This is a genomic window from Mucilaginibacter sp. OAE612 (assembly GCF_041806395.1).
GTDB classification, from domain to species: domain Bacteria; phylum Bacteroidota; class Bacteroidia; order Sphingobacteriales; family Sphingobacteriaceae; genus Mucilaginibacter; species Mucilaginibacter rubeus.
Map to the genome: position 1 here is coordinate 2,736,237 of NZ_JBGMUW010000001.1, position 20,072 is coordinate 2,756,308.

Genomic DNA, 20,072 nt, shown 5'->3' on the forward strand with positions numbered 1-20,072 from the left:
TACATGGCAAAGGAATTATTAAATCAAGAAGAGCCGGTACATGCTGAAGAAATGCAGGATATTATCGGTACACCGCCAATGTGGTTGTATAGGTGGGGAATAAGTCTGGTATTAGCTATCGCAATAATATGTGTGTTCATTTCATCAACTATAAGCTATCCCGAAGCTATTCAAACACAGATAAAAATACATTCGGTAAACTCACCATATAGCTTGTCAATAAAAGATTCGGCGAGATTAATCAAGATATTGGTACAAAATAATAGCTCCGTCAAGAAAGACGATTATTTGGCAGTCCTCGAAAATTCGACCGGCAGAAAGAACCTTAAAGCACCGGTCGATGGGCAATTAATTTATGCGGGGGTGATACATGAAAATGAACAATTACATCCTAATCAGAATGTATTTTTTATAGTTGGTGAGAATAGAGGGTTTTACGGAGAAATGATTGTTTCGCAAAATGATATTTATAAGGTTAAATCAGGGCAAACAGTATTAATTAAACTTAGAAATCCTGTTGATGACCAACGTACGTTGGACGGTGTAATCAGGTATGTTACCGATGATCAAGTAAAAACAGGAGAATATGTTGCAGAGGTGGCTTTTGATAACCATGGAAGCGGATATTTATTATTGAAGAACGGGATGATAGCCGACGCCGAAATTATAACAGCCAAAGCCACTTTATTTCACCGTTTAATTAACAGCTTAATGAGAGGGATAAAATGAAACATATTTTTTTTATCCTTTTTTTAATTGTAGCGACAAATTTGAAGGCGCAACAAATTATCAATAAAGACGCACCGAAGTTGCCTGCGCGGGAGTTTCGCCAGGTTAGCGGGATTGTACAGGACAGTACCGGAACGCCGGTTGCCAGGGCTACGGTCATACTAAAGTCTGCAAAAGATTCGATGGCGACAAGCTCTGATAAAGATGGGATTTTTATATTCGAGAATGTAAGAGAGGCGACATTTTTACTTACCGTATCCGAAGTAGGATTTACAACCAAGGTGAGCCGGTATTTAAATAATGAGGAGACAAAAAAAATTGTACTGGCACCAATAATACTCAAAGATCAATATTATCAGCTTAAACAAGTCAACGTTAACGGAACGCCCACGATTGTTTATAAAACGGACACCGTCCAATACAGGGCCAGCGATTATAAAGTACCCGCTTACTCTACCGTGGATCAGTTACTGAAGAAGATGGAGGGAATGGAGGTTGGAGCAGATGGGACATTGGTACACCAGGGTCAACAAGTGACAAAAGCCAAGCTTAACGGAAAAGTATTTGGAGGGGGAAATGTAGCACAGGCCATCCAGAATTTGCCGGCTTCCATCGTGGATAAAATTCAGATAGTTGATGATTATGGAGATCAGGCTGCCCGGACCGGGATAAAAGATGGCGCCCCTTCAAAAACATTGAACATCACCACCAGGGCCGATAAGTCAATTGGTACTATTGCCCGGATCGTATCGCAAGAAGGAAATCATGGCCGGTATAATGAACAGCTTTCGGTACAGCATATCAATGCCAACCGGGTATTAAATTTAATTGGCAATGTAAGCAGCACTGTCAATGGTGTCGCTTCAACGTCGCCAACAAGTTCAGTGATATCCACTCCCGGAACAACCCGATCCGGATCACCTACCTTTAGTTATACTGATGATTGGGGCAGTAAAATAGTGGCCACTGGCAGTTACGTTTATAATTTTAATAATACTAACTCAATAAGCAATACTTACGGATTTGCAAATTCAAGCAATGGGTTAAGTAATTTCATTAACAATAGCACGGTTAAAAACTCAAGCCGTGGCAATACTGTAAAATTTCAACTGGAGGATAACCTTGATAAATCCAACTATCTCCAAATCAACGCAACATTCAATAATATTAATTCCTCGGCAACCACCAGTACGCTAACAAGTAATTTAAATTATTTTACCACTGGATTTGAACACCCGGTGGTCAACCTCGAAGCAGTCAATTCAACTACCGGTCATGGCTATGGTTTAACAGCACTATTTGTGCATACATTTAAAAAGCCCAAAAGAAACTTTTCTATTCAGGCTGGCTTCACTCAATCAAATAGCCAGATAAAGGGGGATAAAAGCACTGAGTACCGTTATTACCTTGACACAACGCAGAACACGTTGGTAAAGGACTCCTTATCCCATTTAATAATTAACAAAACAAGTAACAGCAAAGTCTATCGTTCCGTTGTTACTTATGTTGAGCCGTTAACGGCCAGGGCGCAACTTGAGTTTACCGGACAAATAAGAAACGCAGTTTATGACAATAAAGCGATATCGGATACGGTGTTGGCGAATGGTCAGTTACAGGAACTCACCCGGTTGGAGAATACTTATCATTTTTCGTTTACAGAAACAAGGGCCACGGTTGATTACCGGTATAGCGGCCGAAAGAGCAATTTATCCCTGGGGGCTACATTTGTACCTACCGCACTATCAGGCACACAGGTAGACAATAATACGGCCAATAATGTTTCTACCTCCCGATTGGATTTTAGGATCATACCCGTATTCAGGTATTCATACTCCTGGTCAACTTCCGAAAGATTTCAAATAGCGTATTCCGGTATCAACACCGAGCCGGAGTTTCAACAAATACAGCCTTTTATAGACAGATCGGATCCCAATAACATTATTATAGGCAACCCCAACCTTAAGCCTACCTTTACCCATAGCGTTACGGCCAGTTACAACAAATATTTCCCCAATGACAAGTTTAATATTTCTTTTAATGTAGACGGAAGATTATATGATAATCAGGTAGCGACCAATATTGTGCAGATCACAGCACCCATTTCGGCGACATTAAATAAAACCATCAATGAAATTAATTATGTTAATATAAACGGCGACAAGGCAATAACAGGCGGCTACTCAATTTCAAAACAATTAAATGATCGGAACTATTATCTTGGGTTAAACGGAAGCATTACTTATGGCTATTTCAATGCGGTAAGCAATAGTATATCCTACCATACATCCCAATGGGATTTTAATGAAAGGTTTGGCCCTCAGATAAGTTTAAATGATAATAAGTTTATAATAAGCCCTTACATAGGTTATGAGGTCAACAGGTCATTCACCAACACATTAAATGCAACTTCAAACACCATTCAAACCACCAAATTGGCGATTGATGGTCAGATCTATTTACCAAGAAATTTTCAGTTACATTATAATGCCATCAAGAATTACATATCGGGCTTTACAAATTATAAACAAAACCCGCTGGTAATTAATGCCGGTTTTGAAAAGCGATTTTCAATGCGGACACAGAGTTTGGCACTCACCTTTGATGTATTCGATCTATTACACCAGAACAATTTTTTACAGCAATCGGTTACGCCGCAGTCCATAACTTACACACAGTCAAATACTTTAAGTCGATATTTTTTGGTGGGGCTAAAATTAAATCTGCAAAAATGGGGGGGGACGCCGATGCATAACGGCCAGCCGTTGAAACGCAGGGGAGACGGGAGCTTTATTCATTAACCGGCTAAATAATGACTTAGAACATTTACACAACTAAAAATCCAATATGAAAATCGTTCAAACTTCCTGGGCATGTAATCAAAAGGATATGCTGAAATTTAATGCCGGATGGTATTCGCCCGAATATCATTTAATGGGCTGGGCTTTAAGCTGTCTGCAATTAAAAAAATATTACGATGAGGTTGTATTACATGCCGATAGTGTTACAGCAAAAACTCTAATTGATACCTTACGGCTACCCTATACAGATGTAGTATGCGACTTGGATCAATTCGATCAAAACCCCTCTGAGTTATGGGGGTTGCCCAAAATACATACCTATTCACAACAAGCCGTACCATTTTTACACGTGGACGGAGATGTAATTATTTGGAAACCCTTTGATGAAAGTCTGCTTCATGGCGATTTGATAGCACAGAATTTGGAAGTTGGAACTAGCTTTTATGAAAATTTATTTAGCGAATTGGAACCCAGATTAACCTACATTCCAATTGAAGTAACAGAAGAAAAAGATAAAAAAAATAAAATATATGCCTACAACGCCGGGATCATAGGCGGCAACGACTTGAGTTTTTTTAATCTTTATACAGCACGATCAAAGGAAACAATAAGCAATAATGTCAACAGTCTCTCCAATATTAACATTGGCGCTTTCAATATATATTTTGAGCAATATCTTTTTTATTGCCTGGCAGCTAAATTTAATAAAAAGGTAAATGTGTTATTTGATGAGATCATTCCTGATAACCAATATAAATCGTTCGGCGATTTTACGGAAGTGCCTTTTAACAAAAATTACCTGCATCTGATAGGTCAATATAAAAGAACTTCGAATGTTTGTCAACAACTGGCAAACAGGTTAAGGCAGGATTATCCTGAATATTATTACCGGATAATTGCATTGTTTAAGAATCAGCAGACTCCCTTAAAAAAGGATTATTACTATTTTATTAATCAGCCCACCGAAAAATATTTAACAGATAGATATTTTAATTTGAAGGATTGCCAACAACATCCGGATTTGGTAATATCAGAAAAGAATACAGGTATTAAATCAGAAACCAAACGTCAGTTTCAAAGTAAAATAGTTGAAAATGTATTAGCAGCGATCGATAATACAGAAACAAATAATATAGATGATGCCATATATTCCAAAATGCTGAATGACGCAAAGTTATTTGAGGCAAGGCTTAATGATACTATAGAAAACGATTTTTCTCAACATTCAAATGAATTTCTGTACCAACGAGACATTGCACATACTAATTATTTTGAATACATTTTTGCTGACAGAGACAGTAGCTATGCTAAGAAGATCGTAGCAGATAAGATAGTTCAAATAACGGAAAGCTCGTTTGACTGGAGGTCGTTTGATACTGAAATCAGTAAAAATTTAAAGAAACGGCCGCTAAATTTAAATGAAACGCCAACAAGTGTTTATGTATGCATTATACCGGAATGCCATTACAAGGGCTATTCGTTGTCAATAATTGATGATTTGGATATGCGCTTATTACAGATATCGGAACAGCCGGTAGCAATAAATGATGTATTAACTGAAATAAGGTCCGTTTTTGAGCCGGATGATCTTAAGGCTTCTTTAGCTGAATTTGAGTTGTTAATTATCGGTAGAATAAAACTTATGTTACAAGCTAAAATAATTAAAGCTGTTAAATAAAATGAACAAGGCTATATAAACTTGAATACGCTGGGTTTTTCTTGGTAGGTTGAGCCTTTACTGTTAAAGCCTGGAAGTCGCCAAGCTAAATAAATAAAACAATCGGTTGCTTCTGAAAAGTAACATAGGTGGGAATTCCATAAAAGGTGGAAGCAAATTTACCAGCCTAATAATCGCAAAACAAGAAATGACAAATCAAACCTTCATCCCCGCATTTATTATTAACAACAACAGTACAGATGGCACAGAAACTGTTTTGAAAGAATTTTCAGGAAAAAAGGAATTTCTGGTAAACATTATAGCGCCCGTAATGGACGAAGATAATGTAATAAGCTTACCAAAAACTATTCAGCATATTATCCGAAAAGTGACGGCAACCGAAACCGATTATATTCTAATATGCCAGGATGACCATCAATTTACCGATAGCTATTCAAAGAATAATTTAATTAAGTGCATTAGTCAGGCCAAAGATTTAGGTGCCGATATTTTATGTGGTGGGCTGGGCACATTCAGGAGTGCTTTGAGGATTTCAAAACATATTTTTTGGGTAGAGGATTTTGCAGGGTTGCCATTTACAATTGTCTTCCGCTCATTCTTCGAATCCATTCTAACAGATGATTATAAAACTTTCCCATTTACCAATGGTAAATTTTTTATATATCCTTTTATATCAATTAAGAAGGAACTCGTCCGTGATAACGCAACGCCCGGCAATACCGAAATAAGCAGAACGGAAAATGTAAGCGGGTTGGCTTCAGCACAAGTTGAAATATTAGATAATATTTCCGCATTTTATCAAGAATTTTCCGGGCAAAAGCAGAACGACTTGGGCGAAGAATTTTTGAATGATGTAGCTATTCCAACCTATATTATCAATCTTCCCGAGCGAACAGAACGACTCGACCATATAAAAAAGCAATTCGCGGGAAAGGATGAGTTCAAAGTTCAAATAATCGAAGCTTGCAAAAATCCGATTGGTGCGGTTGGGCTTTGGGAAAGCATTCGGAAGATAGTAAAGATTGCTATGGATAACGAAGATGATGTAATCATTATTTGCGAGGACGATCATCAGTTTACGGCCGATTATTCCAAATCACTTTTACTTAAAAATATATTGGAAGCTCATGAACAGCATACGGAAATGATTTCGGGCGGTATCTGTGAGTTCCATAAAGCCCTTCCTGTTACCACTAACAGAGCCTGGGTGAGTACTTCCTTTTGTACGCAATTTATAATTTTATATAAACCTGTATTTCAAAAAATATTGGACACCCCTTACGACAATACGGTAACGGCAGATGCAATGCTTTCGATGATACTGAGTAATAAAATGGTGTTTTTCCCATTTATCTCTGCCCAAAAGCCGTTTGGCTATTCAGATGTAACTAAAGGTAATCATGAAAATATAGAGTTGTTTGCCAAGTCATTTTATCGCGAGAACACAAGATTAAAGCGAATATATGAAGCAAAGGCCGCTTATTCGAGTTTGCAAATGTCCTGACAAGAATTGTATGTTCTAATGTATAGATTCGAAATATTTAAGAACAATCATCAGTGATTGTTTTACCCATCACGTATTAATAGTTATAAAAATGAATATGACAAGACAATGCATCCCCACCTTTATTATCAACCCCAAAGACCGGATGGATTTTAAAGAAAATATCCTTAAGGAGTTTAACGGGAAAGAAGAATTTGCACTGAATTTTGTGGAACCCATTACCGATGAAAATAAAATAAGTGATTTATGGAAAACTATCCAACAAATTGTACAAAATGTAATAAGCACAAATGCAGATTACATTTTGATATGTAAAGACAGCCATCAATTTACGGCCAATTATTCGACGGATAATTTATTAGAATGTATAAGGCAGGCAGAAAAGTTAGGTGCAGATATTTTATGTGGTGACGTAACCTCATTTGGGAGTGCGATAAGAGTTTCAAATAACATATTTTGGGTAGAGAATTTCTCCGAATCGCAGTTTACAATTATATTTCGCCCATTTTTTGAAGACATATTACTGGCGGATAAAAATATATTTTCAATTGCGAATGGACAATTCTTTATATATCCATTTATATCAAATTTGACAGAGCCAAAAGGTGCCGGTTTAAAGTCGGATACTAATGAGGCACGCGTAAAACGACCAAGTTTCAATGCTTCGGAACAAGTTGAACTAATAGAACGCATTTCTGCCTTTTATAAGTCATTTTCAATCGAAAATGCAGATGCCTTAAATGAAGAAAACTATGATAACGTCATTATTCCAACATATATAATTAATCTGCCGGAACGAACGGAAAGACTGGAACATATAAAAGGGCAATTTGCTGGGAAGGATGAGTTCAATATCCAGATAATAGAGGCCTGTAAAAATCCAGTCGGCGCCGTTGGCTTATGGGAAACCGTTCGTAAAATTATAAAACTAGCTATTGAAAACGGGGATGATGTAATTATTATTTGTGAAGATGATCATGAGTTTACATCCGACTACTCCAGGTCATTTTTACTTAAAAATATTATGGAGGCTTATTTGCAGCAGGCCGAGATGCTGTTGGGTGGTATCTGTGGATTGATTAAGGCCCTTCCCATTACCAATAATAGAGCCTGGATAGGCTATTCCCATTGTACACAATTTACTATTTTGTATAAACCTGTATTTCAAAAAATATTGGACGAACCCTATAATAATAATGTAGTTGCGGATATTCTGCTTTCCAAAATGGTGATTAATAAAATGGTGTTTTTCCCGTTTATTTCGGTGCAAAAATACTTCGGCTATTCTGATGTATCAAAAGGAAATAATGACGATAAAGAGATGTTAATCAGAAACTTTACTCGCGCAAATGCTCAGCTAAAGAGAATATATGAGGCAAAAGCGGCTTACGTAGATTCCAACCTAATTTGATAAAGGGTTAGTAAAAAGGTTGCTTAGGATATCTTAAGGGACTGGCAAAACAGTAACGATTGTGGTCGTTATTTGATTAAGCGGGAGCAGTGTAACCCCTCCTAAAAATCGGACTGCTTAAAGGACGAAAAGCCTTAACTTTAAACAGTCAAACGATGAAGCACTCTATTATTACCGAAGCACAGATTGTCAAGGCGATCAAAGAATACGAAGGAGGCCGTGAGTTTAACGATTTATGCCGCGAACTGGGCGTTCACAAATCAACCTTTTACAACTGGCGTAAAAAGTATGCCGGTATGGATAGCCAGGAACTGAAGCGGCTGAAAGAGCTGGAGGAAGAGAACCGAAAGCTGAAGCATATGTATGCACCCTGAAATTAGTTTCTAATTTTAGACGCATTTATTTGTTAATATACTGTTATTAAGATGTTTATGTATTTAAATAAGTGATTGAAAGGACTTAAATAGACTGTAATTAAATTCTTTCCTGCGCCCTTTTTGCGCCCTGAAAAATGACGGTTTCAGGCGGTAATTTGGATATACCAGTGATATTGCCCCCTCTTCGCCAATCTAAAGTGCCCAGTGGTAGTAATACGCAGGTAAATGTGGCGAGGCCTTCGGCATTTGCTTTTGATCTCTTTACGTAAAAGAGGAGGTTAAAAGATCTGTTCATCACTGAAGCTTTAAGTGAATAAAATCAGTTACATATCCTACTGAAATCAAGATGTTTAAATTAAGAAAATGTTCAATATAGGAGACTTATAACGTTCCGGTGATCGGCAAGCTTACCTTGAAAAAGGTCACCCACGGGTACCGGAACAACGCGATTGATCGGTTTATTTTGGCGATGGCTAAAAACAGAAAGCGCCGTAAATATTTCATTTACAGCGCTTTTTATCCTAACTGAATAATACTTGATGCGGAGAGTTAGGGATTCGAACCCCAGGAACCTTTCACAGTTCAACAGTTTTCAAGACTGCCGCAATCGACCACTCTGCCAACTCTCCGGGCGCAAAAGTACAAATCTGAACCGAATTGCCAAATCTGAATTGGTATTTTAAGCACAGGTTAAGTAAATGTTATAACGCAGTACCTGTTTATCAGGTTATTATAATTGATTTTTTTTGTAATTAATCATCTTGCGTTCAGAAAATCACCTCAATGCTCGTATAATCAAGTTTAATAGTCCGGCAGATCATGTTCAAATCTCCTTATACTTTCAAATAGCATGGCAAATCCATCGGCCATTTGACGAAACAACCGCTCGTCAATACTGTATTTAATTGAACCGCGTAAACCACAAGCCTTTAAAATACCCATCCGTTTTAATTCGGCAATATGTTTGGTTATTGTTTCCTGGTTAAACGGGATGCTATATAAACTTTCTTTGGGTACTAAATTGCCGTTAGCTATAATGATACGAACAATGGCAATCCTGACCGGCAATGCAAGGGCTTTCGCAAAATTAGCCAGTTCATTATCGGTATTTGAAAATTTTAAGTTGAAATAAGGCATAACTTGTCTACACGATTTTTAAATAAATTAATAGTACAGCATTAATCGCTGTAAATGCAGGTAATAAGAAAACGTTGTAAAAGGTACTGGCAGGAGAGAAGTTGATAAATCAGATTTTCCAGGTACAGGTAATGGAAAAAATGTTAGCAGCGTAAAAAACCTTGTGAGGCCGAAATCTGCTTTGAGTGTCATATTCTGATATGAACAGGAACGGACATAACTCACAAGTACGAATTAACCTGAATTGATTATTTAATGCAGCTAAGGTTTTGCCGAAAATGACCCGCGGGCGGGATAAAAAGAGAACAGGTGCCGATTTACCGTTATTTGCACTCGAAATAACCGGACCGTTTTGTTTTACCGTTCCGTTGTTAAGCGTTAAATACTTTCCTGTTTTGACATGACCTGCAATTTTGGGACATCGTGTAACATACAAACACGAAAAAAAGAAATACCCTATAGCTATAAATAAGCATAGTATTCTTTTACCTAATGTTTCTGTCCTCATGCATCATAATTTTCCAATTCAAATCTATGCGTGTAATATTAATAGTATGTTGTTAAACGATTAAAATAATATTAAGTCAATTGATGTTTTAATTTGCAATTTTGTATATTTAGACATAAACCAAAATGCTTTAACCTTTATAAGTAAAATGATGTGTTTGCTATGGGCAGATATGTTAAAATATTATTCCCTTGTTTGATACTTTTAAGTACAGCTAATTTGTTTGCTCAAAGTAACGGGAGGATTTGTTTTGCTTTTTATGATGGTACATTTAATGCTGATGCTTTAACTATTAGCGATACCACAAGCGGACTATCGGTAAATAACATAAAAAGCTTTTATACCAATGTTGATGCCGGTAATTATAAATCTTTGCTTAATGCATTATTGAGTTATAAACAAGATCACCAGCTTAATGACTGGCTGTATTACCAGCTCGTGCGCAAAACTGCCCAGCAAATAAGCCCTAAAGAAAAAAATTACAATACGTACACCTTGTGTAAATGGTTCCTGATGGTTAAATCGGGCTATGACGCACGATTGGCGCTGGCCGGAAAAAAAATCATTTTTTATGTTTACAACAATGAAGATGTATCAGATATTCCTTCTTATACGGTTGATGATAAAAAGTACATGTGTCTTAACATTCATGACTATCCGGGTACCGATCTTACAATACAACCGGCTATTCCTGTTGATATCAATGTGCCCGGTGCAATAAACTCATTTTCATATAAGGTTACGAGCATGCCTGATTTTGCGCCTGCGGACTATGTTGAAAAGGATCTGCAGTTTACCTACCGGCATAAAGCATACTATTTCAGGATTAAGCTTAACCCGCTGATTGATTCCATTTTCAAGAATTATCCGGTTGTAGATTTTGAATCTTACTTCAATATTCCGCTGAGTAAAGAAACTTATGGATCGCTGATCCCCCTGCTAAAAAAAAATGTGGACGGCATGAGTATCAAAAAAGGTGTTGATTACTTGATGCATTTTACCCGATATGCCTTTTTATATGAAAATGATGATATGAATTTCGGCCGGGAGAAACGGTTGAGCCCGGAAGAAACGCTGTTTGCCCAATACAGCGACTGCGATGATCGTGCCGCGTTATTTTTTTACCTTGTTAAAGAAATATACAATTTGCCGATGATCGCGGTGTTATATCCAACTCATATAACTATGGCAGTGCAGTTTAATAAACCGATGGGGAAACCCTTGCTTTATAAAGGAAAAGCTTATTCCTTTTGTGAGCCCACCCCACAACTGCGCGATCTGAGGATAGGACAGGTGTCTGCTTCACTTAAACAGGTACCTTATAAGGTTGTGTATGAATATAACCCATAAGTTAACAAGGCAAATCAGGTCTGCTGGTCCGCATTGTTAATAGCACTGAGCATATTTTCAAACTCGGCTGTATACTTGTTCCAGGTTGGCCAGTTTACATCATACAATGATTTTTTACCATCAATTGCAACGGTGATCAGCCTGGCATCCATTAATTCTTTTAAATGATGGGATACCGTTGGCTGCGCTAAAGGGAGTATTTCAACTATTTCGCCGCAGGTAAAATGCTTGTGCTGTGCCAAAATACGCATGATGGCGATTCTTGCAGGGTGCGACAGCGCCTTTGCTACCATTGATATGTCCTGATCTGTTGCGGCAAACTCAGTCTTTTTATGATTAGCCATGTTTAAATATGAGTTACAAATATATAATTCATATTTAAACATGAACAACTGTCGGCCGGAGCCTTCATCTAATCTTCATAAGATTACATAAAAATTGAATCTTGCTTTCTGAAAGTCTGGGTCTGGAAAACTCATATTATCGTCGAATACATTCTATATTGTTTCTGATTCGTATTATACTTCTGTGGTAGTAAACAGGAAAAAAAGATTTTAGGGTTGGGTTAAAAAAAGTATTAGCCGCCAGGCCGAATTGTTTTTTGCCTGAAATTTAAAGTTCTCTTGATACGTGTTGTTAATAACAGTTCGTGGCCATCTTGTTGTATTATTCTTTTTACGCCGTTAGATGGTTACGCTAAGGATATTAATACTACTCCGATAAGCGGGCCGATCAAATCAAATGATAGGGGGATTTGTATTGTTTTATTTCTGCTTATTAATTAAATGTAACTTGTTTTTTGCATTGAAATATAACCTGAAGGAAATGTATAACGTATAAAGAAACAATTTAAAACCAAGCGCACAAAAATCTTGAAAATAAGCTATTTGAAAATTATCCTGCTATCAATCTGTGCACTCTTCATAAATAAGCTCGCTTTTGCGACTACTTTTGATTGGACCGGCGCGGGAACATGTTCAGGTTTTTTATGTTCTGGTGGTTATATAAACGGCACTTTATGGAGCAATCCGGATAACTGGACTGTTGGAGGAGCGACAACAACCTCATACCCCGGTCAGGGCGGTAGTACTGCCGACATTGTTCGCTTTGGTGTTACAGGCTCTACTTACACAAACCAACCTGTCCTTTCGGCAAACGTTACAGTAGCTTCAATCACTTTTGGACGGATTCAATACGTTTCGGGAGGCGTCTTAGCGGGCACATCGCTAACCGGAACAATATTAACTGTAAATAGCGCGACACTGACCGTAACAGGTGATATCACCCAGGATGTCAATACCAATGCAAGTGGTACCATTTTCAATGATATAAGAGGAACCGGTACGATCTCCTGCACAAACATACAAATCGGTACTAATTCAGCCACCTATGGTAGTTTTTCATTTTTGTTTTCGGAGGTCAACACACTAACAGTCAGCAACAATGTAAATATACATCTGAACGTAAAACAACAAAATGGAAGTGGATTCAGATTGGAAGGGGGGACTATGACCATAAATAACCAGATAACCTTTACAAATCACAGTGTTACCAGTCAGAACGGCGCTTACTTTACGGTGAATGCCCTCACATCATATAAAACAACTAATACGGTTGTAAATCCAACATTAATCCTTAACGCCACAAACGCCATCGGAACGATACCTGTACCTTATGCGTCCTGTAATTTTTATGGTGACCATGGAGGTAAAGCTACTGTTAATTATAAAGGGGCTAACCCAGTGATTTATACTACTTCAGTTCAGGGTTTTGGCTCGGGTGGCGGGCCTGTAAACCCAAATGCGGCTACAGATCGCACTTATGACAACCTCATTATACAAGGCAGCGGCACAGCTGTTATTGGTGGTACAACCGCTGGTCAAACAAGTTATTTAAATATCGATTCCACATTTACCACAAATTCAAATGTGTCATTTTCCAATGCAACCAATACGGCTACCAAAATTGGTGTGGCTGGTTCAACAGCTGCCATCTGGACTAATAATGCAGCTGCGACGATTACCGGCGGTTCTGGAAGTATTGACGTAAACGGAACGCTCAGCAATGTCGGCACCATGAATATGGGGACAGGTGCCTTATCGATTGCCAAGGACTATACCAATACAGGCACTTTTACACCCAATGCATCCGCGCTGATATCATTTGATGGCACAACGCAAACGCTCACAGATGCTACAAGCACCGGTACAAATTTTTATAACGTAACCTTCACTGGTGGCGGAACCAAAACAATGGCATCAGGCAGCAAATTTACAGTTGCTCCATTATATACGTTAAATGTAACCTCATCAGCAAGCGCGGGGTCGACCCTTGCGGTAGGTAATGCCACATCAACAACATCGGCGCTTACGTTATTGTCTACTGCTGTTGGGGACGCAAGTATCGGTAATCTTGTATCAAGTGGTTTCGTCAATAGTATAACCGGCAGTATTAATGTTCAGCGTTACGTAAAAGGCACTTTGCGCCGGTATATGCTGCTTTCGTCGCCGGTGCTTAACGGTACAACTACATTTACAACAACTGGCTCGCTTTCTACCTATAATCTGATTCCGCTTATCGCAACAACTTATATCACAGGCCCGTCTGGCGGTGGTTTTGATTCTTCTCCAACCACGAATAATAGTCCGTCTGTTTTTGTATATGATGAAAACGCGCCTCTCAGTACCGACCCCAATCAGGTGGTAAATAACGAGTATAAGCCATTTAGCTCAACAAGCCAGGGCTTGCCTGCTGCTAATGGTTTTTTATATTATTTCAGAGGCAGCAGAAGCGTGGTTAACCCTTTTGTAAGGCCTTTTCCGGCGACGGATAACGCTACATTAAATTTTTTCGGTACAGTTATTAAAGGCACTGGCTCAGCCGCTACCAATGCCGCGTTAACGGCCAATATTGTTAATTTTCCATCTACGCCGCCAACTTATTATACGGCTACAGCAGTAAGTGCTCCGCAGGCGTTGTCATTCAATTCAACCGTCTCAACAAAGAAAGGACTTAATCTTATTGGTAACCCTTATGCGTCAGTAATTGACCTTAATAAACTTTATACTGTAAACGGGAGTGTTCACAAATTTTATTATATGCTGGTAAAAGACGCAAGTACGGGCACCAATAGTTCTTCAACCAAGTTTGCTTTGTATGATGCCAGTACTAATAGTGTCGGAGCAGGTGCGAGTCGTTATGCTTTGTCAGGACAGGGTTTTTTCATATTAGCAACAGCTGCGTCAGCGCTTAAATTTGATGAGTCAATGAAGGTGGCCTATTCTCTTTACTCAAACTCTCCTTCATCTAATCCAATATTCAATGTCGTTAGCAACCCAAGTAAAAATATTGGCGCTTCGTTTGCGAGCAAAGCTACCAATGATATTGAAAGCCCTTTGCCCCGTCTTACTATGGAGTTGGTGCAGGATGCGATAGTCCACAACTCTACCGATATCAATTTTGATAAAAATGCTACAGACAAGTTTGTTCCTGGCGAAGATGCACCCTATTATCGGCCATCAGGGCAGGGTGATTTGTTTTACTCGTTAAGCAGCGATTCGGTAGGGTGTTTTGCTAATTACACAGGTAATCTCGAAAAGTTAAAACGTGTAAACCTGATCGTTACTTTCTCGAATTATGGCACGTATAAACTTACCTCGCCCGTAAAAAAGAATATAGATGCAAGGTATTCAATTTATCTAAAGGATAAATACACCAACGATTCGCTTGATGTTGTACATAATTCCGAATACGCATTCAAAGTAGAGTCGAACCCGGCAAGCTATGCTCATGACAGGTTTTATCTTAAAATAGGTATCGTTCCTGGTCACGATTATCGGCTGTTAACCTTTACAGGGAAGAAAGTTACTGAAGGGATAGCTCTAAACTGGGAAACCAATAATGAAAGCAACTTTACCAAATTCGCTGTTCAAAAAAGTGCTGATGGGGGCAAAACGTTTTTGACTATAGATAGCCTGCAGTCAACTGGTATCGGTAAATATAACTATACAGACCAAACTCCTGGTAGCGGGCAGATAATCTACCGCCTTGGCCAAACCCTGGTAACCGGGGAAAATAAACTCTCCGATAACCTTAATTTTGAGATCCGACCGGGCGCCGGAGTAACTAAATTTCTGGTCTATCCAACCGTAGTTTCAGCGAGTACAGTCAATATAAAGGTAGAACAAACATCAACCAGGCCTGTTAGGATTAATATAGTCAGCCCTTCGGGGGCTATTGTGAGAAGACTATCGGCAACAGGTACAAATACTATACAGGAAAATGTTAATAGCTTGAGCCGCGGGCTTTACATAGTAGTTGCAGTTAATGAAGGCACAGGAGATAGGATTGGGAGTGGAATGTTTTTTAGACAATAATAACATGTTTGAATTAGCTATGATTAAATCAAAATGGAAAACAATATTAGCTATTATAATAATCAACCTGCTCACTGTATCCTGGAGTTTTGCCGATCCGGGAGATGGTCTTTGCGATGGCAATGATGGCGGCCCCGACGGTTGCCCGCTGGACACCTGGGTATGGATTTTGATTTTAGTTGCGCTATTTTTTACCGTTCGGCATTTAAGATTAAATAAACACGCCAAAACTTCATCATAACTTCGGTTTAATTGATTTTTATTTACTCCTTCCTGGCTTAATGCTGAAGTTTTAAACTCAATGGGTTAGGATAATTGTCGCTTTGGTCTTCAGCCACATTATCCAGACATTTAAAATCTTTTTCAATAAGCAGGTACATCTGGTTGTGGTTGCTTTCGTAACCAACACGGTCGGTGCTTGCCCATTCAACGGCCATCGCGGCCGGCATATACATAATTATGGTGTTATCGCTGAAACCGGCAGTTAAAAATTCAGTTGCAGAGCGTTGCAATGCATATTTAAATACTTGTGAACCAAAATTGGTGCTTTCTTCCAGATAACCGTCCCTGTCAAAGTTTTCTACGTCAGTTTTGGTTAAGCGATAGCGCAGCGAGTTTCCTTTTATTCTGATCTTCATTTTTTTAATTTTTTACGTTAACAACATCACCTATAATAATAATAGCGGGGTAAGTAAGCTGATTATCTGCCGCGATAGCTTCAAGCCCGCTTACTTTTCCTTTTGCAGATTTTTGTTGAGGCAATGAAGCATGTTGTATAATAGCTGCCGGTGTATCGCCTTTACCCGCTTTTATGTAGGCTGATGCTATTTCTGCCAGCTTTTTCATCCCCATATATATAACAACTGTTGCGTTACTGTGCATGGCGCAGGTTAAATCGGCAGATAGACTGCCATCTTTTTTGGTGCCGGTAACCATCCATACGCTTTCGCTCACTTGCCGGTGGGTTAAGGGGATGTCTTCCAGTCCGGAGGCCTGCATGCTGGTTACACCAGGTATGTAATGTGTGGTGATACCATGTTGACGGGCATAAACAATTTCTTCAAATCCGCGGCCAAATATAAATGGATCACCTCCCTTTAACCTTACCACATTACCTTTAGTAAATGCGTAGTGTTTTATCAGCTCATGAATTGTTTCCTGCGGTGTATAGTCACCATAAGGTTGCTTGCCAACGTATACCTTTTCACAATCATCCCGGCTTATCGCCAGTAACTCTTTGTTAGCCAGATTGTCATATAATATCACATTTGCCTGCTGTAATACCTTAAATCCCTTGATAGTCATCAATTCCGGGTCTCCCGGACCGGCTCCAAGTACAAAAAGTTCTGGATTTTGTATTTTTTTTTGCATTTTATTAAATTAGTGATTGAAAAATAGATTTTTAAGCCTTTATATTTCATTGATTTTGTGAAAATCACAAAATCAATGAAAAAAAACTGTTTAAATATTGATATAAATTATATTAATAGCACTAATTTATGAATTTAAACACCAATAATCATGATTTATTTAATAAAAAATTGAAATTAAATTTTTATTTGATGTTTTTTTGAGTTATAATTGTGATATAAATGAAATCAAGGTCGCAGTTGATTCATTTTTAGTTTGAAAATTGCTTTAACATTTAAAAAATTTCGATATGTCAAAACCAACCATCATTGTTGTTGGCAACGGTATGGTAGGTTATAAGTTTTGCGAAAAACTTTTAGCCAGATCAACACAGTTCCAAATAATTGTTTTTGGCGAAGAGCCGCGTCACGCTTATGACAGGGTACACCTTAGTGAATATTTTAACGGTAAGACTGCTGATGACCTGTCGCTATCCACTTTATCGTGGTATTCAGATAATGACATCGCGCTGCATTTGGATGACCCCATCCAGGAAATCAATCGCACCGAAAAAACAATCCACTCTTTAAAAGGCATTACACTTAAATATGATTACCTGGTTTTAGCAACCGGCTCATCGGCTTTTGTGCCCGATATCCCGGGTATTGAAAAGGAAGGTGTATTCGTGTATCGCACCATTGAAGACCTGGAGTTGATCAAGGCCTGCGCTGTTAATGCAAAATCAGGAGCTGTAATGGGTGGTGGCTTGCTGGGGCTGGAAGCTGCTAAGGCTTTAATAGATCTTGGTATTTCTGAAACGCATGTTATTGAATTTGCACCGCGCCTGATGCCGCGTCAGATAGACTCTGCAGGGAGTAATATGTTGCAAATGAAATTGAGCCAGCTGGGTTTGCATATTCACCTTAATAAAAGCACTGCTGCTATCACCGGCGATAGAAAAATCCACTCGTTAAAATTTAATGATGATAGCCAGCTTGCTGTAGATATGCTGGTTATATCGGCCGGCATTCGCCCGCGCGATGAGCTGGCTAAACTGGCGGGTTTGCAAGTAGGTACACGTGGCGGTATTGTAGTGAACGAAAAAATGCAAACCAGTGATGAATGTATTTATGCTATTGGCGAATGTGCTTTATACGAAGGTATGATATATGGCCTCGTTGCACCCGGCTATGAGATGGCTGATATTGTAGCAGCTCATCTAACTGAGGCTGATAAGAGTTTTTATGGCTATGATATGAGCACTAAGCTAAAGCTGATTGGTGTTGATGTGGCCAGCTTTGGTGATGCCTTTATTACTGAACCTGATTGTCGTACTATTTTGTTTGAGGATACGCATAAGGGGATTTATAAACGTATTAATATAACAAACGATGGCAAGAACCTTTTAGGCGGTATTTTAATCGGCGATGCGGATGCATATAATATGCTGCTGCAAACCGTTAATAATAAAATAGTACTGCCGCCGGATCCGGAAGACCTGATATTAGGATCACGGGGAGGTGAAACTAATGCGGGGGCAGGTGTAATGAACTTGCCTGATGATGCGCTGATCTGTTCATGCGAGGCTGTTACCAAAGGTGCTATCTGTTCGGCAGTGAACGACGGCGGTGTTACCGGTATTGATGGCATGAAAAAATGCACCAAGGCGGGTACAGGCTGCGGCGGTTGCGTACCATTGGTAAAAGATTTGATTGCCGGCACCATGAAGGCGAATGGTCAGTATATTAAAAATGTTATTTGCGAGCATTTTGATTACTCGCGCCAGGAGCTATTTGATCTTGTTAAAATAAACGGGTTAAAAAACTATGATCTTGTATTGGATCATTATGGCAAAGGAGATGGCTGCGAGGTTTGCAAGCCGGTTGTTGCCAGTATTTTATCCAGTTTATGGAATGATGTTATTGTAAAACAGGAAGTAATACAGGATAGCAATGATCGTTTTTTAGCCAATATTCAAAAGGGAGGCACTTATTCTGTTGTGCCGCGTATTCCGGGTGGTGAAATTACGCCTGATAAATTGATCGTGATTGGCCAGGTTGCTAAAAGATACGGGTTGTATACTAAAATAACCGGAGGGCAGCGCATTGATATGTTTGGTGCACACCTGAGCGATCTGCCTTTAATTTGGGAAGAGCTTATTGATGCCGGTTTTGAAAGCGGGCATGCTTATGGCAAGGCACTCCGTACCGTAAAAAGCTGTGTAGGCAGTACCTGGTGCAGGTTTGGCTTGCATGATAGTGTGACTTTCGCCATCGAGGTGGAGGATAGATACAAAGGGATTCGCGCACCGCATAAAATTAAAGGCGGCGTAAGTGGTTGTGTTAGGGAGTGCGCCGAAGCGCAATCAAAAGATTTTGGAATTATAGCCACAGAGAAAGGTTGGAATTTATATGTGTGTGGTAATGGTGGCTCAAAGCCTCAGCACGCCCAGTTGCTGGCTACAGATATTGATAAGGAGACCGTAATTAAATATCTCGACAGGTTCCTGATGTTTTATATAAAAACAGCCGATCAGTTAACCCGGACAGCAACCTGGCTTAATAAGCTCGACGGTGGCATGAGCTATCTTAAAAATGTAATAGTAAATGACAGTCTTGGATTGGGTGAGCAGTTGGAAGAGGAGATGCAGGCATTGGTAAATACCTACCATTGCGAGTGGAAAGAGGCTATAAATAACCCTTCAATGCGTAAGCGCTTCGCTCATTTTATAAATGCGCCTGATGAAAAAGATCCTCATGCTCAATTTGAGCCAATGCGTGAGCAGGTTCGCGCTAAGGAATGGTAGGTTTTATTAGGAAATCCCGAGTTTTTAGTTCAAAGTTAGATTGATCAT

Annotated in this window: 15 protein-coding genes and 1 tRNA gene; 10 read left to right on the plus strand and 6 right to left on the minus strand. The window is 39.0% G+C overall.

The window, feature by feature from the left end; translation table 11 throughout:
• Positions 1 to 3: 3 nt before the first annotated feature.
• The 6 genes from ABID99_RS11450 to ABID99_RS11475 all read left to right on the plus strand — a co-directional run bounded on the left by ABID99_RS11450 (position 4) and on the right by ABID99_RS11475 (position 8,494).
• Complete coding sequence (locus ABID99_RS11450; RefSeq protein WP_188831987.1) at positions 4 to 729, plus strand: hypothetical protein; 726 nt, start codon at positions 4 to 6, stop codon at positions 727 to 729.
• Positions 726 to 3,527 (plus strand): TonB-dependent receptor, encoded by a 2,802-nt coding sequence (locus ABID99_RS11455; protein WP_373613789.1) that lies wholly within the window; start codon positions 726 to 728, stop codon positions 3,525 to 3,527. Before ABID99_RS11450 ends, ABID99_RS11455 begins: the two co-directional genes overlap by 4 nt.
• A gap of 46 nt (positions 3,528 to 3,573) precedes the next feature.
• Positions 3,574 to 5,205 carry a DUF6734 family protein gene (locus ABID99_RS11460; protein WP_188831985.1) on the plus strand — a complete coding sequence of 544 codons (1,632 nt, stop codon included), beginning with the start codon at positions 3,574 to 3,576 and terminating at the stop codon, positions 5,203 to 5,205.
• 187 nt (positions 5,206 to 5,392) lie between these two features.
• Positions 5,393 to 6,709 carry a hypothetical protein gene (locus ABID99_RS11465; protein ID WP_176629020.1) on the plus strand — a complete coding sequence of 439 codons (1,317 nt, stop codon included), beginning with the start codon at positions 5,393 to 5,395 and terminating at the stop codon, positions 6,707 to 6,709.
• Between the two features lie 145 nt (positions 6,710 to 6,854).
• The gene (locus ABID99_RS11470) at positions 6,855 to 8,120 is read left to right on the plus strand and encodes a hypothetical protein (protein WP_188831984.1); all 1,266 of its coding nucleotides are present in this window, start codon (positions 6,855 to 6,857) and stop codon (positions 8,118 to 8,120) included.
• Positions 8,121 to 8,275: 155 nt separating this feature from the next.
• Positions 8,276 to 8,494, plus strand: coding sequence for a transposase (locus ABID99_RS11475; RefSeq protein ID WP_090525805.1), 219 nt, complete (start codon positions 8,276 to 8,278; stop codon positions 8,492 to 8,494).
• A 100-nt stretch (positions 8,495 to 8,594) separates the two neighbouring features.
• Here the strand turns inward: ABID99_RS11475 and ABID99_RS11480 are convergent, their stop codons facing one another.
• The 3 genes from ABID99_RS11480 to ABID99_RS11490 all read right to left on the minus strand — a co-directional run bounded on the left by ABID99_RS11480 (position 8,595) and on the right by ABID99_RS11490 (position 9,634).
• Entirely contained in the window at positions 8,595 to 8,792 is a 198-nt protein-coding gene (locus ABID99_RS11480; RefSeq protein ID WP_176629017.1) for a hypothetical protein, read from the minus strand.
• A gap of 247 nt (positions 8,793 to 9,039) precedes the next feature.
• A tRNA-Ser gene (locus tag ABID99_RS11485) sits at positions 9,040 to 9,126 on the minus strand.
• Positions 9,127 to 9,298: 172 nt separating this feature from the next.
• Positions 9,299 to 9,634 carry a hypothetical protein gene (locus tag ABID99_RS11490; protein WP_354483001.1) on the minus strand — a complete coding sequence of 112 codons (336 nt, stop codon included), beginning with the start codon at positions 9,632 to 9,634 and terminating at the stop codon, positions 9,299 to 9,301.
• A gap of 703 nt (positions 9,635 to 10,337) precedes the next feature.
• Here ABID99_RS11490 and ABID99_RS11495 point away from each other — a divergent pair.
• A complete protein-coding gene (locus ABID99_RS11495; protein WP_255485253.1) occupies positions 10,338 to 11,492 on the plus strand; it encodes a hypothetical protein in 1,155 nt (384 codons plus the stop codon).
• 14 nt (positions 11,493 to 11,506) lie between these two features.
• Here the strand turns inward: ABID99_RS11495 and ABID99_RS11500 are convergent, their stop codons facing one another.
• On the minus strand, positions 11,507 to 11,836 hold the full coding sequence (locus tag ABID99_RS11500; RefSeq protein WP_354482998.1) for a metalloregulator ArsR/SmtB family transcription factor: 330 nt from the start codon (positions 11,834 to 11,836) through the stop codon (positions 11,507 to 11,509).
• Between the two features lie 543 nt (positions 11,837 to 12,379).
• Between ABID99_RS11500 and ABID99_RS11505 the strand changes: the two genes are divergently transcribed.
• Positions 12,380 to 15,868, plus strand: coding sequence for a beta strand repeat-containing protein (locus tag ABID99_RS11505; RefSeq protein WP_373613790.1), 3,489 nt, complete (start codon positions 12,380 to 12,382; stop codon positions 15,866 to 15,868).
• A gap of 4 nt (positions 15,869 to 15,872) precedes the next feature.
• On the plus strand, positions 15,873 to 16,109 hold the full coding sequence (locus tag ABID99_RS11510) for a hypothetical protein (RefSeq protein WP_176624819.1): 237 nt from the start codon (positions 15,873 to 15,875) through the stop codon (positions 16,107 to 16,109).
• A gap of 37 nt (positions 16,110 to 16,146) precedes the next feature.
• Here ABID99_RS11510 and ABID99_RS11515 read toward each other — a convergent pair whose 3' ends face one another.
• A complete protein-coding gene (locus ABID99_RS11515) occupies positions 16,147 to 16,506 on the minus strand; it encodes a hypothetical protein (protein WP_090525799.1) in 360 nt (119 codons plus the stop codon).
• 4 nt (positions 16,507 to 16,510) lie between these two features.
• The gene (gene cobA / locus ABID99_RS11520) at positions 16,511 to 17,239 is read right to left on the minus strand and encodes a uroporphyrinogen-III C-methyltransferase (RefSeq protein WP_090525798.1); all 729 of its coding nucleotides are present in this window, start codon (positions 17,237 to 17,239) and stop codon (positions 16,511 to 16,513) included.
• 289 nt (positions 17,240 to 17,528) lie between these two features.
• Between cobA and nirB the strand changes: the two genes are divergently transcribed.
• Entirely contained in the window at positions 17,529 to 20,024 is a 2,496-nt protein-coding gene (gene nirB / locus ABID99_RS11525; RefSeq protein ID WP_373613791.1) for a nitrite reductase large subunit NirB, read from the plus strand.
• Positions 20,025 to 20,072: the final 48 nt, after the last annotated feature.

Bases quoted from the DNA above. Each gene is read 5' to 3' on its own strand.
- ABID99_RS11480 (WP_176629017.1), bottom strand. From the start codon at position 8,792: ATGAACAGATCTTTTAACCTCCTCTTTTACGTAAAGAGATCAAAAGCA.
- ABID99_RS11460 (WP_188831985.1), top strand. From the start codon at position 3,574: ATGAAAATCGTTCAAACTTCCTGGGCATGTAATCAAAAGGATATGCTG.
- ABID99_RS11465 (WP_176629020.1), top strand. From the start codon at position 5,393: ATGACAAATCAAACCTTCATCCCCGCATTTATTATTAACAACAACAGT.
- ABID99_RS11500 (WP_354482998.1), bottom strand. From the start codon at position 11,836: ATGGCTAATCATAAAAAGACTGAGTTTGCCGCAACAGATCAGGACATA.
- ABID99_RS11455 (WP_373613789.1), top strand. From the start codon at position 726: ATGAAACATATTTTTTTTATCCTTTTTTTAATTGTAGCGACAAATTTG.
- ABID99_RS11470 (WP_188831984.1), top strand. From the start codon at position 6,855: ATGGATTTTAAAGAAAATATCCTTAAGGAGTTTAACGGGAAAGAAGAA.
- ABID99_RS11515 (WP_090525799.1), bottom strand. From the start codon at position 16,506: ATGAAGATCAGAATAAAAGGAAACTCGCTGCGCTATCGCTTAACCAAA.
- ABID99_RS11490 (WP_354483001.1), bottom strand. From the start codon at position 9,634: ATGCCTTATTTCAACTTAAAATTTTCAAATACCGATAATGAACTGGCT.
- cobA (WP_090525798.1), bottom strand. From the start codon at position 17,239: ATGCAAAAAAAAATACAAAATCCAGAACTTTTTGTACTTGGAGCCGGT.
- ABID99_RS11510 (WP_176624819.1), top strand. From the start codon at position 15,873: ATGTTTGAATTAGCTATGATTAAATCAAAATGGAAAACAATATTAGCT.
- ABID99_RS11450 (WP_188831987.1), top strand. From the start codon at position 4: ATGGCAAAGGAATTATTAAATCAAGAAGAGCCGGTACATGCTGAAGAA.
- nirB (WP_373613791.1), top strand. From the start codon at position 17,529: ATGTCAAAACCAACCATCATTGTTGTTGGCAACGGTATGGTAGGTTAT.
- ABID99_RS11475 (WP_090525805.1), top strand. From the start codon at position 8,276: ATGAAGCACTCTATTATTACCGAAGCACAGATTGTCAAGGCGATCAAA.